At 59.8% G+C, this 11572-nt stretch carries 12 protein-coding genes and 3 pseudogenes; 9 read left to right on the plus strand and 6 right to left on the minus strand.

Annotated elements, in window-relative coordinates; genetic code table 11:
• Position 1: 1 nt before the first annotated feature.
• The 4 genes from QY049_RS19165 to QY049_RS19180 form a co-directional block, all read right to left on the minus strand.
• The gene (locus QY049_RS19165; protein ID WP_258765895.1) at positions 2 to 1012 is read right to left on the minus strand and encodes a branched-chain amino acid ABC transporter permease; all 1011 of its coding nucleotides are present in this window, start codon (positions 1010 to 1012) and stop codon (positions 2 to 4) included.
• A gap of 197 nt (positions 1013 to 1209) precedes the next feature.
• Positions 1210 to 2037, minus strand: a complete 828-nt coding sequence (locus QY049_RS19170) for an AraC family transcriptional regulator (RefSeq protein WP_194482642.1) — start codon at positions 2035 to 2037, stop codon at positions 1210 to 1212.
• A gap of 128 nt (positions 2038 to 2165) precedes the next feature.
• Positions 2166 to 3416, minus strand: a complete 1251-nt coding sequence (locus QY049_RS19175) for an ABC transporter substrate-binding protein (protein ID WP_301269845.1) — start codon at positions 3414 to 3416, stop codon at positions 2166 to 2168.
• A gap of 524 nt (positions 3417 to 3940) precedes the next feature.
• Positions 3941 to 4300: a hypothetical protein gene (locus QY049_RS19180; RefSeq protein WP_258765896.1), complete on the minus strand. Its 360-nt coding sequence runs from the start codon at positions 4298 to 4300 to the stop codon at positions 3941 to 3943.
• 689 nt (positions 4301 to 4989) lie between these two features.
• Between QY049_RS19180 and QY049_RS19185 the strand changes: the two genes are divergently transcribed.
• The 4 genes and pseudogenes from QY049_RS19185 to QY049_RS19200 all read left to right on the plus strand — a co-directional run.
• Positions 4990 to 5388, plus strand: coding sequence for a transposase (locus tag QY049_RS19185; protein ID WP_301269846.1), 399 nt, complete (start codon positions 4990 to 4992; stop codon positions 5386 to 5388).
• Complete coding sequence (gene tnpB, locus QY049_RS19190) at positions 5385 to 5978, plus strand: IS66 family insertion sequence element accessory protein TnpB (RefSeq protein ID WP_194480852.1); 594 nt, start codon at positions 5385 to 5387, stop codon at positions 5976 to 5978. Before QY049_RS19185 ends, tnpB begins: the two co-directional genes overlap by 4 nt.
• 269 nt (positions 5979 to 6247) lie before the next feature.
• Complete coding sequence (locus tag QY049_RS19195; RefSeq protein ID WP_301269847.1) at positions 6248 to 8203, plus strand: PAS domain-containing sensor histidine kinase; 1956 nt, start codon at positions 6248 to 6250, stop codon at positions 8201 to 8203.
• Positions 8204 to 8637: 434 nt separating this feature from the next.
• Positions 8638 to 8730: pseudogene (locus tag QY049_RS19200) on the plus strand (heat-shock protein); the annotation flags it as partial.
• Between the two features lie 95 nt (positions 8731 to 8825).
• On the opposite strand, the pseudogene QY049_RS19205 reads toward QY049_RS19200, so the two are convergent.
• A pseudogene (locus tag QY049_RS19205) lies at positions 8826 to 9505 on the minus strand (IS110 family transposase); the annotation flags it as partial.
• Positions 9506 to 9760: 255 nt separating this feature from the next.
• On the opposite strand from QY049_RS19205, the gene QY049_RS19210 reads away from it, so the two are divergent.
• From QY049_RS19210 to QY049_RS19225, 4 genes are all read left to right on the plus strand, one after another.
• Positions 9761 to 9961, plus strand: coding sequence for a hypothetical protein (locus QY049_RS19210; RefSeq protein WP_194480858.1), 201 nt, complete (start codon positions 9761 to 9763; stop codon positions 9959 to 9961).
• Positions 9962 to 10024: 63 nt separating this feature from the next.
• Positions 10025 to 10270, plus strand: a complete 246-nt coding sequence (locus tag QY049_RS19215; RefSeq protein WP_194480860.1) for a hypothetical protein — start codon at positions 10025 to 10027, stop codon at positions 10268 to 10270.
• Positions 10258 to 10431, plus strand: a complete 174-nt coding sequence (locus QY049_RS19220) for a DUF3606 domain-containing protein (protein ID WP_194480862.1) — start codon at positions 10258 to 10260, stop codon at positions 10429 to 10431. Before QY049_RS19215 ends, QY049_RS19220 begins: the two co-directional genes overlap by 13 nt.
• A 152-nt stretch (positions 10432 to 10583) precedes the next feature.
• Complete coding sequence (locus tag QY049_RS19225; protein WP_301269848.1) at positions 10584 to 10778, plus strand: hypothetical protein; 195 nt, start codon at positions 10584 to 10586, stop codon at positions 10776 to 10778.
• Positions 10779 to 10792: 14 nt separating this feature from the next.
• Here QY049_RS19225 and QY049_RS19230 read toward each other — a convergent pair.
• Positions 10793 to 11014: pseudogene (locus QY049_RS19230) on the minus strand (hypothetical protein); the annotation flags it as partial.
• Between the two features lie 192 nt (positions 11015 to 11206).
• On the opposite strand from QY049_RS19230, the gene QY049_RS19235 reads away from it, so the two are divergent.
• Positions 11207 to 11443, plus strand: a complete 237-nt coding sequence (locus QY049_RS19235; RefSeq protein WP_301269860.1) for a hypothetical protein — start codon at positions 11207 to 11209, stop codon at positions 11441 to 11443.
• Positions 11444 to 11572 lie beyond the last annotated feature (129 nt).

The raw sequence follows: 11572 nt of genomic DNA on the forward strand, positions 1-11572 counted from the left end.
GTCAGCGCCTCGCCAGCAGGCCCTGCGGCCGAAGCGCCAGCACCAGCACCATGATCAGGAAGGTCACGACGATGGCGTAGGTCGGGATGTAGACCGAGCCGAGCTGCTCGGCGAGGCCGATGATGAGCGCGCCGAGGGCGGCACCGGGGATCGAGCCCATGCCGCCGACGATCACGACCACGAGGGACGCCAGCAGGAAGCGGATGTCCTCGCCGGGCGACAGTGACTGGAAGGTGCCGCCGACCACGCCCGCGATACCGGCAAGGCCGGCGCCGAGTGCGAACACCAGCACGAACACGATCTGGATGCGCACGCCGGTCGCGGCGAGAATGTCGCGGTCGTCGACGCCGGCGCGGATGATCATGCCGATCCGGGTGCGGTTGAGCGCGAGCCACATCGCGATGCCGATGATCACGGAAGCCAGGAAGATCACGAGCCGCACCAGCGGATAGCGCAAGTAAACCGGCTCGCCGGAGGATTTCACCGCGGTGATCAGCGGCAGCTCGATCGGGCCGATCAGCCAATTCGGGGTCTGGATCTGGTAGAAGTCGCCGCCGCAGGCCCACAGCATCAAATCGGCGAACACGATCGAGAGGCCGATGGTCACCATGGTTTGCCTGAGATCCTGGCCCTCCATCCGGCGGAACACGAGCACCTGAAGCAAGACGCCGACCAGCGCCGTCAGGATGAAGGCGACGATGAAGGAGAGGATCCACGACCCGGTCGAGGCGCTGATGGCGTAGCCGACATAGCCGCCGAACAGATAGAGCGAGCCGTGTGCAAGGTTGACGTTGCGCATCAGGCCGAAGATCAGCGTGAAGCCGCTGGCGACGAGGAAATAGAGGCCACCAAGCGTAATGCCGTTGAACAGCGCGTTGAGGAACACCCGCTTGCGGCCGATGGTGTCCTCAAGCCCGGACGGCCAGACCGCGAAAATCAGCCACAGCAACACGGCAACTGCGATGATGATGATCAGTGCCCAAGCGGGATGGCGCTCGATAAAGCGGGTCATGGCGTCACCTCGCTCCGCTTGCGATGGTCGCCATCACACTTCGGATACAGGTCAGACAGCCCTGTGCAGGCTGCGTACGTCGCCATGGACGTGCGTCCTCCCGGACTTGAGCGATCCTCTTGCCGGGATCGCGTTCCGCCCATCCTAGTGGGGCGGCGAGAGAGGCACTTGATCGTGAGTATCTTTTCGCGCGTCCGTCAGCCGCGCAAAACCTTGGCCGCGCGGCGATAATCGGTCGGCGCCATCCCGACATTGGCGGCAAAGAAGCGGGTGAAACCGCTCTGCGAGGAGAAGCCGAGGTCGAAGCCGATGTCGGCGATCGGCGCCTCGCTCGCCACCAGGGCTTCCAGCGCCTGCTCCATCATCAGCGTGTTGAGATAGAGGTGCGGCGTGACACCGGTCTGGGTGCGGAACAGCCGGTAGAAATGCGGCCGCGACAGGCCGGATTCGCGTGCGATGGAGTCAAGCTCGATCTCCGCGCCGGGACTTTCCGACATCATCTTGATGCACTTGCGGACGCGATAATCGGTGATGGAGCCATTTGCGCGCAGATCGGGCGCGGTCTCGGCCTGCTGCCAGCTTTCGTCGTAGCAGATATCGATAAGCCGTCGCAACTCGCCATCGAGGCTGTTCAGCGAGGGTGCGCCGCACACAAGGGCTGCGGCGTGCCTGATCTGCTTATCGAGCGCCGGCGATCGCGCGAACTGAGTACGGCCGAAGCGGAGGCGGTCGGCGCCGGGCGCATCGGGCGCGAACCATTCCGCATTGACATAGAGCACGAAGAAGACGGCGCCGCCGTCGAGGTCGGTGGGAAGGAAATTATGCGGCTCCCACGGATTGACCGCGACGACCGAGCCTTCGGTGAGGTCGTAGCGTCCGTCGTTGACATCGATGCATGCGGAGCGCCCGCCGACATGGAAGATCAAATGACCTTCGCGATGCGCGTGGATATTGAAGGGGCGGTTCAACTGATAGACCGTCGCCCGGCCGAAACGGCCGTGGAAGACGGCGAGCGCCCGGCTCATGCCTTCCCTCCCAGAAGCTTTTGTCTTTTTTTGTAGCGTTCTACAACCGGGGAGAGAATGCAAGAGTTCGCGTGTCGCGCCTCTGCAAATCTCTCCCGGTCAGTCATCACGTCGCTGACGCGACTACGTCAGTACTTCTTACATTCCGGTACTGTACGACTGGGCAGACCGATCTTGGCGAACACGGCGGGGTCGTAGCCCAGCGTCTGGTTCACGTTCGGGATCACCTTCACGACCTTCGAGAACAATGCACCCTTGCCGTCATCGACCACTTCGGTGACGAAATTGGTGCCGATCGCTTGGCGGTTGGAGTCGAGCTTGATCTTGCCGTTGGGCGCGTCGAGCTCAATTTTGGCGAGAGCAGCCTTGTACTTGGACTGGTTGTCGCTGAGATCGCCGTTGACCTGACGCAGCGCCAGGATCAGCGCCATGGTCGAGCCGTAATAGTTGGTGGCGAGCAGCGACGGGCTCGGGAAGCGCTTAGCCGGCGGGAAGGTGTCCTGATAGTCCTTCACGAACTTCTGCCAACCCGGATCCTCCCAGGTGTCGGCCTGGCCGCTGGCGGCCAGCGTGCCGATCAGCGCGTTCTTGGCGTTGCCCTTGGACGACAGGATGGTCTGGTCGATCATGATCGAGCCGCCCATCAAATGCGCCTTGCCGCCAGCCTGCTGGTACTGGTTGAGGAAGTTAACCGCGTCGGCGCCGCCGAGGCCGAGATAGATGGCATCGACATCGTCGGGCAGGGCGGCGATGACCGAGGCAAAGTCCTTGGTGCCGAGCGGCACCCATTGCCGGTTGGTCACTTGCCCGCCGGCGCCGCAAAATTCGAGCACGAGGCCAAATACCTGGGTGTAGATGAAGGAGTAATCCTCGCCGACGGTCGCGATCTTGCGATAACCCTTGGTCTCGTAGGCGTATTTGCCGAGGCCGACCTGCCACTGCGCGCCATCCATGTTGTAGCGGAAGAAGTTCGGGGCCGGATCGACATAGGTCGTTTCCTGCGCGCCGGAGGCCGCGTTGATGAAAGTCAGCTCCGGATGAGTCTTTGCGAAGTTCTTGACCGCGATGCCCTCGTCGCCCGAGAGCGGCGAAAGCAGAATCTGCACCTTGTCCTGCTCAATCAGCTTTCGCACAGCGCGCACTGCGGAATCGGGCGTCGCGTCGGTCGAGGCGATGACGAATTCGAGTTCCTTGTCGCCGACCTTCTTGCCGAGCACGTTGAGTGCCGTCTGGAAGCCGCGGATGCCGTCCTCGCCGAGTACGGTGTAGGTACCTTCGAGCGTCGCAGTGACGCCGACCTTGATCTTCTCTTGTGCGAAGGCGGGGCCCGACAACAATAAGCTGCTCAACGCAATCAGTCCTAGACTGCCTTTCAACATTGCTCTCCTCCATAGGGCATTCTTGTCGCTTTTTTTGCTGCATCCTAGCTTCCGTCACACGAAGCGGCATTTTGGTAAAGAGGGCAGTCGCTTCGACGGTTCTTGTAAAGGAGGCTAGCCGAACTCGGATGCAGCGCTCGCGTCGGAGCCATGCGCGGCTTAACGGATAGTCTCATTTTAAATGCTGCGCCGCAAATCGTTCTGCGGTGCAATAGGTACTGCTACGCTATAGCTGATAGCAGGTTCTACATGCAGCAGCAGTCTGCTTCTGGCCTTGCAGCAACGCGAAGCGGAGCACCAGCATCGGAAGGCGCGCGTTGCTACCAATACACAAACCGATTTCCGCGCTGATACCTCGGGCGCTGTTTGTAGAGGTCGTACTACCAAATCCAGACAAAATCCTTCGTCGTCGATGGGTGTCGGCGCCTGTTACGCCTCGGTGACTTTCATTTTTGGGCCGCTTCTGTACTGGCCTCCGGGCTACCGCCCGAAAAATTGGTTCCCTTTAGCGCGCCGACCAAATGCTACTTGTCCGGTTCTTCTATGAGAAATATCAATATTGGCATGAGCGATATGATCGCGACCCCGGTCACGAATGACTCAGGGCGCTCTTCCATGATCGATGTAGCCGCATCGTGGTTGCCTAGCGGCTTCCTGAATCGTGGATTTAGGTCATGACTGCGTCCAGTGTCGTTGAGCAATCCTTCGATATTGCCTGGGGTGTTCTTGCAAAGTCCGAAGTTGTGCGACCTGCTGTGGCCGCCAACTTGCTCCTTGAAAGCATCCTCACGCAGATAAGGATGGGTGAGTTTCGCCCGCTCATGCTCGGAAACCGGGCCTTCGAAGCATGTCGTGCCCGCCGCTAAAAGAGGGGCTGCAATCAAGGCGGATCCTAAGTAGTCGTCGAAGCAAGAGCGATCCGATCGGGCTCTTGACCGCCCTCCATAACAATTGCAATCGAATTACCATCTCGCACCAGATGAGGCTTCTCTGTAGCTAAACTACGCGCTAACGCCTTGGCATGCGCACGCGCCTCGCGCTCATCCGCGCAATCCTGGCCGAGGACGCCGTGAGCGGGCGTATCGCCCACGAGATGGAGGTAGAAGCGGGGCATTGCGGTCAATCATGGAGGCTGCACATGCCGAGAATGGGTTAGTTGTCAGCGCGTGCCGATGCGTTGATGTCGTGGGCAGAAACCGAGAAAATGCTCCGCGTCCAACATACCCATTGCGTCCGGTTGTCACCCGGCAGTGCATTGGACAAACGCGGCTATGTTCGCAAAGTTGCTAACAAGCGAGAGCTCACGCTGACCCTCGGCCTAGTTCCCGGAAGGCGGAATCACTATCCGCGGCCTTTGCGATGCTGCTCAGAGCCACCAAGAGCAGCATCTAATCTTACAGCGTGGTCTTTTACGAAGTAGCAGCCCCAGCTCCGGAAGGGGTGATGAGCTGAGGCCGCTGTTGCTTCGGAACGGAAGCGAATCCAACCGTAAGCCTCCGGTGGAGGCCGCCTTCCCGGATCGGGTTCGATCGTGAGATGGTTTGCTCATTAATTCGCAAGCAAATGAGCAAACGTGACGACGGTTACGGTTCTGTCCGGTCCAGAGCGGCGACGGCGGCGGACGAGTGCCGAGACGCTTCGGATCGTGGAGGAGAGTCTGGCTCCTGGAGCCAGTGCTGTCGAGGTTGCCCGGCGACATGACGTTCACCGCAATCTGATTACGGCTTGGCGGCGGCAGGCGCGGACCGGCGTCCTCGCCCGCGGGCCCGAGGCGATGCAGCGGCAGGATGGCGAAGTCTGTTTTGCGGCAGTCTCGATTGCGTCAGACCGGCAACCTTTGACGGCGCCCGGGAGCTGCGGCGCGATCGAGATTGAGTTCGCGGCTGGAGCTCGGATGCGGATCACGGGCGCGGTTGACGCCGCGACGCTGACCGCAGTTGTGGCGGCGCTGACTGATGGACGGCCGCGGTGATCCCGTTGCCGGCCGGCGTGCGGGTATGGCTCGCGACCGGCCATACCGACATGCGGAAGGGCTTTCCGTCGCTGGCATTGCAGGTTCAGGAGATCTTGCATCGCGACCCGCTGGGCGGCCACCTGTTTTGCTTCCGCGGTCGCCGCGGCAACCTGTTGAAGGTGATCTGGCATGACGATAACCCTCGTTCAGCCCGCGGCCTGATCGGGCCACCGCACCACGCGATCATCCCGCGGCCCTCACCGGACGGTTACATCCAACCGTCGCTAGGCAATCGTAGATCGCGCTCCGTCTGTTTCTTGTTCAATTTTGAACATTGGCGCGGTGATGTTCGTGCAAGTGCTTTACGTCTGGTGAACTCTAGCAGAGCAGTGCTCGCCAACCCCGCAGGAGCCGTCCTCCCATGGAGTGCAAAAGAAATCCATATTAGCCGTCATCCCGACAACCTTGATTTCAGTTCAGCGGTTGAAAGCATGATCCGTTTAAACGTCTCGGTTGCGAGCTTCCTTTCTCTTCCACGCGAGACAAGAAGGCTGATGTCCCGAAGGACAATGCTTGCTTTCTCAATGCTCGCCAGCTGTTCAGTATAACCATCTGCGCGACTCGAAAGTGCCGTTTCCAATTCCTCGGTGAGATCTGTTAGTCGAGAAGCGAACTCTTCCGGTGATAGGTCGCTAGCGGGAACAGGAAATTGCAGGATCTTGTTTGGTTCCATTTGAGCCTCCGTCAGCGAAACGAAGGCGGAGCGGGATTGGATCAGCGGGCGACGCCGGATGACCAAATGGGAACGGGGTAATGAGCCGCGCAGGAACAATGAGCGCGGCCCTACGTTAGCTTGACCCGCCTTCTGAGTTAAATCATGAAAACAGCCGCTCCACCGGGTTCGCCGAACCTCGACTTGCTGATCAATTCCATCGTCGACTATGCCATCTTCATGCTCGATGCCGACGGCGTGGTCAGAAGCTGGAATAAGGGAGCCGAGCGTCTCAAAGGCTACCTCGCTGATGAAATCATAGGGAAGTCATTCTCAACCTTTTACACGCCGGAAGACCGGGAAAGGGACTTACCGCGCAAGGCGCTCACAACAGCAGCTGCGACGGGGCGCTTCGCGTCCGAGGGTTGGCGCGTGAGAAAAGATGGCAGCCGCTTCTGGGCCCTCGTGGTCCTTGACGCGATATGGGGCGAAGACGGTGGGTTGATCGGGTTTGCGAAGGTCACGCGCGACATCACCGAACGGCAGCAGGCCCATAACGACCTCATTGAAAGCGAACGACGATATCGCCGGCTCGTTGAGGCTGTTGTCGATTACGCTATTTTCCAGTTGGACTCCTCAGGACATGTCGCGACCTGGAATCCCGGCGCCGAGCGCATCAAGGGTTATCGGCCGGAGGAGATCATCGGTCGACATTTCAGCGCTTTCTACACGCCCGAGGATCTTGAAAAGGAAGTACCGAAAAGGGCATTGGCGGAGGCCGCCGAAAAAGGCCGGTTCGAGGCCGAGGGCTGGCGCTTGCGCAAGGATGGCACGCGCTTCTGGGCCTCGGTCGTCATCGACAGGATTACCGATGAGAGCGGCACGATCGTCGGCTTTGCGAAAGTCACACGCGATCTCACCGAGCGTAAGCAGGCCCAGGACGAGCTTCAGCGGGTTCAGGAGCAACTCGTTGCATCCCAGAAGCTCGAGGCGGTCGGGCAACTCAGCGGCGGCATCGCTCATGACTTCAATAATCTTCTAATGATCGTCCTTGGAAACCTTGAGAATGCGGAACGCAACAGCCGCAACGTCGGAGGACCGAACCTGCATCGCGCGCTGGCAAACGCGAAGCGCGGCGCCCAACGGGCCGCGGCGCTGACATCTAGGTTGCTCGCCTTCTCGCGCCGCCAAGCGCTCGACCCAAAGCCTATCAATCTCAACGGCTTTCTGGGTGGCCTCCAGGAGTTCCTTCAACGCACCCTGGGTGAACGCATTGAAGTGCAGACGGTCGGCGGCGCAGGCCTTTGGCAGATTGAAGCCGACGTCAATCATCTGGAATCAACGATCGTCAATCTTGCGATTAATGCCCGCGATGCGATGCCGGATGGCGGGAAGCTCACAATCGAGGCCACCAACGTCTCCGCTGACGAAGACTATTCGCGCACCAACCCGGAGCTCGCAGCCGGCCAATATGTCGTCATCGGCGTGAGCGACACCGGCTCGGGCATGGCTCCGGAGGTCCTAAATCATGTATTCGAGCCGTTTTTTACGACCAAGGAGCCTGGGCACGGGACCGGCCTTGGACTGAGCCAAGTCTATGGCTTCGTCAAACAGTCCGGCGGGCATGTGAAAATCTACAGCGAAGTCGGAGAAGGTACGAGCATCAAGATGTATTTTCCGCGTTATGCGGGCAGTGCGCAGCCCAGTTCTGACGACGCGGACGAGTTCGTGTCGGAAGGCGCCTCTGTCGAGACCATTCTGGTCGTCGAAGATGATGCCGATCTTAGGACCTACGTCTCGGACGTCCTGCGAGATCTCAATTATCGGGTATTGTCTGCCGGCAGCGCGCAGGCCGCTTTGACCATTTTGTTGCAGGAAGGTCAGCAGATAGATCTCCTTCTCACCGACGTTGTCATGCCCGGCATCAATGGTCGCGAGCTGGGAAGGCGCGCGGTGCAGATCAGACCCAAGCTAAAGATCCTCTACATGACCGGTTACTCGCGAAACGCGGTGGTTCACCAGGGGCGCCTCGATGAGGGCGTCGATCTCCTGGAGAAGCCAGTTACCCAGGCAAGGTTGGCATTAAAGGTTCGCGAGCTTCTGGACCGGAACCAAGATTAGCTGGCTCGGCCTCTCGGGAAGCAGCGTCATGCGGGTGCGCTACGAAGGAGTAAGGCCGCCGATTGGTTTGTGCGGCAAAGAAGCCCGACCAATCGACCGGACGGACGCGGGTGAGGCATGTAGGCGAGGATGCCACGTCTCCACTTTTCCGGTCTGACTTGGCTCAATATTGCTGCGACGAAAAGCGGGCGTCGCACGCTCACTGCGCGCGGCTCTTAGGAAGGCCCAAGAATAGACCTGCAATCCCCAGTTAACCCATCCGAATCCGGGGTGAAATAAGTCGCGCCGGCCCCTTGAAACTTTCTCCGGGCTTCCAAATTTTTTCGGCGTCGTCATACGACGATCGGGATGCCGTCAGGGTCCCGCCACTTGAGACGGGCACCGGTCGTGTCCGGTGCCGCTCGTAACCATTTTGCTCGCAGGAGGATCTGGCTATGCGCACTGTTGATTTTTCGCCCCTGTTCCGGTCGGCCATCGGCTTCGACCGTCTTTTCGACCTCGCCGAAGCTGCCCAGCGCACGGGCGAGTGTGAATAAGCGTCCAACACTGCCCCCTCCACCGCCAAATGATTCAATAGCTTAGCGTGCCGATCGGCGTCGGGACCCCACGCTGATTAACAGGCAATGCTGGCGACCAGCGCTGTTGCCAGCGCCGGACCGACGCCGGGAATAGCATCAAGCCTCTGGCTCGTCGCGTTTGATCGATGCCAGGCGATGATGCGTCGGTCGAACTCAAGGATGCGAGCCTTGACAGCGCACAATTGTTCGCCGAGAGCGGCGAGGCACATCCGGGCGACCTCCGGGATCTGGTCTTCGGCTTTATCGGCGACGACTTCCAGTAGTTGCTCGACACCTCTGCGTCCGACGGGAGCGACGATACCGAACTCGGCAAGATAGGCGCGGTCTGCTGCCGCATAAAAAGATGGCGCGCTCGATGAAGCATTAGGCAACTCTGTTGCTCGATTGTCTTGGTCGGCACAAACCGCATATTGGGTCTCGTGACCGCCTTGCAAATCGCCTCTGCATCGGTCGTATCGTTCTTCTGCCGCTTGACGTAGGGCTTTACGTAACCCGGAGGCATCAACCGCACTGTATGCCCCAACGCCTGCAGTTCGCGGGACCAGTAATGGGGTGACGCGCACGCTTCGATTCCCACCAAGCACGGCGGCAGCTTCTCAAAGAAGGAATGCACAAAACGGCGTTTTAACTGCCGGCGGATCACCACCTGCCCGGCTCCATCGACGCCATGCACCTGGAAGACCGACTTTGCTATATCCAGACCAATCGTCGAAATTGACTGCATAGGCTGCTCCTCCAATCCGTGGGAGCTTTAAACGGCGCCCACTCCTTGGCACTCTCGTGCCCATGGAGGAGCCGTCCACAGCATCAAAAGCTGGCTTTGCGAATTTGCAGCCGGTTCCAACCACGTTTCAAATAAAGCGCTCGCTATCTCGCTCATAAGGGCGCACTGTCTCGCCACCACCGAGCGGCCCTTAGCAACTATCGGTGGGGTGGACGCCAATTGCGCTCTCGCTCAACCCAGCAGCGGAGCATCATCATGCCAGCTCAACCATCCTCCGAACGCGAAAAGACGTTCGAATACCGGCTGACACAAGAGGCGATCAGTTTGCGCCAACAGGCCAAGGGAAGGCCGCCTGGCATCCGCCGCACGGAACTTCTGCAAAAGGCACGGCAGATCGACGTTGCAGGCGAAGCCAACAAGTGGCTGACCTCGCCTGGATTGTTGCCACCATCCTGAGCGCCGGCGTCGACCCGCTCCGAGAGAGCGAGGAACGGGCACGATGCGGCGGCGTTGACGATTATGACACGCCTCACCGCACTTGAAGGGTCATTCGAGATCGCCTGGAGTTTTCTGGAGAAATCCGGCGAGCTTAGAGGCGCGGCGGAATCCGCCAGTATGATCATGGATTCGATTGAACAGCAGCTGCGTGCAGGCGAGCACAGAAAGCTCATGCTCGCCAACAGGGCGATTTCTTCCTATCGGACGCAGGTTGCGCAAGCCCCCGTCGTCGCCGTTCCGCACCGGGACATCATATGGCTATCTTGACTAATCGCGCGCAACCGGACCGCAGCAAGATCAACATGGACAGGGAGCAGGAGGTCAAGTCCTGGTCCCGGGAGCTCGGCATCACACGTGCGCAGCTGCAACAGATCGTCAACAGGGTAGGTAACTCCGCCGCCGTCGTTCGCAAGGAATTGACGAGGTGAAGCCCGACCGGGCGCCCTCGTCGGGCTGCTCCTTCTCGTCGATGTTGCACTCGCGATTTGCCTGTCGGAATTGCTGGTGAGCCTTCTCAAATTGGCTTGGTGACGAGATCTCGAAAGCCACCGCGCCTGCTTGGCGCAACCCAGGAGATCACATGATCAGGAACGAGGCCAATGACCGTCGTCGGCGGGAAGCTGATGAGGCCTTCAAGACCATCGGCAATGGCAAGCCGATGACCGACTACGCGAAGGCGGAGCAATCATTTCACGACAATCGCAAGCGCCTGAAAGCCGAACGCCTGGCCCGGGAAGCCGCTGCGCGAAAGCCACTCCGAAATAACTCAGCGTGAGACAGGCTGAGCTGGAGCATGGTAAGAATGACGATTCCGTCTTCGGGCTCGCCCGAAGCAAGCCGCACTCGCGCGATCTGCTCGAATTGGGTCCGGTATTTATGGAGATAGCTGAAAGCCTACTTATCGGTTTGGAACGTCGTTGTAAGTCTGCAAAGCTGGCGCGCTGCGCCGAGCGCGAGCGTGAAAGGGATCGTTCCATTACCGTCTGACCTTGCTCTAGGCACGATCAACACACTCCAGCTTGGGACTCTCGGTCTTCCGCAGACCTCCAGGCCGGCGGGAGGACTTGGCTTGTTCTATCGGAACCTACGAAGCAGAAGCAATGCTGTCCGTGTGCTTCGCATCGGATTGACGGCGCGCGATTGGTCAGGAACGGCCTATTGGCGCTGATGTTGATGTCGGCGCGAGTTCAGAGAGACACCGCAGTGACCCGCTATTATTTCGACATCAGGGACGACACGGGCCTCTATCCCGATGAGGAGGGGCTGGAGTTCGTTACGCAGCGGGAAGCTGAGATGGAAGCGGCCCACGCGCTGGCGGACCTGGCCCGCGACCTGGCGGTCGCGGACGAGCGTCGAGACGTCTCCGTCGAGGTACGAACCGATGCCAAGCGGGTGTTTCAGGCCGCGCTCATTGTCAGTGGTAGCAATATAAAGCAGTGAAATGGAAGAAGCTGGAGGCTCAGCCGCTCCCCGCGTTTACAGCCGATTATGTGTCTGATTAGGGTCTTGGTCGCGTGAAAACGCTTCAGTGCGGGGTGACACGGCCGTGAACGGCCCCTGTGAGGGCCA

Source organism: Bradyrhizobium sp. WYCCWR 13022 (assembly GCF_030435535.1).
Classification (GTDB): Bacteria; Pseudomonadota; Alphaproteobacteria; order Rhizobiales; family Xanthobacteraceae; genus Bradyrhizobium.

Coding starts and splice junctions, on each gene's coding strand:
- QY049_RS19165 (WP_258765895.1), bottom strand. CDS start 1,012: ATGACCCGCTTTATCGAGCGCCATCCCGCTTGGGCACTGATCATCATC.
- QY049_RS19170 (WP_194482642.1), bottom strand. CDS start 2,037: ATGAGCCGGGCGCTCGCCGTCTTCCACGGCCGTTTCGGCCGGGCGACG.
- QY049_RS19175 (WP_301269845.1), bottom strand. CDS start 3,416: ATGTTGAAAGGCAGTCTAGGACTGATTGCGTTGAGCAGCTTATTGTTG.
- QY049_RS19195 (WP_301269847.1), top strand. CDS start 6,248: ATGAAAACAGCCGCTCCACCGGGTTCGCCGAACCTCGACTTGCTGATC.
- QY049_RS19210 (WP_194480858.1), top strand. CDS start 9,761: ATGCCAGCTCAACCATCCTCCGAACGCGAAAAGACGTTCGAATACCGG.
- QY049_RS19215 (WP_194480860.1), top strand. CDS start 10,025: ATGACACGCCTCACCGCACTTGAAGGGTCATTCGAGATCGCCTGGAGT.
- QY049_RS19220 (WP_194480862.1), top strand. CDS start 10,258: ATGGCTATCTTGACTAATCGCGCGCAACCGGACCGCAGCAAGATCAAC.
- QY049_RS19225 (WP_301269848.1), top strand. CDS start 10,584: ATGATCAGGAACGAGGCCAATGACCGTCGTCGGCGGGAAGCTGATGAG.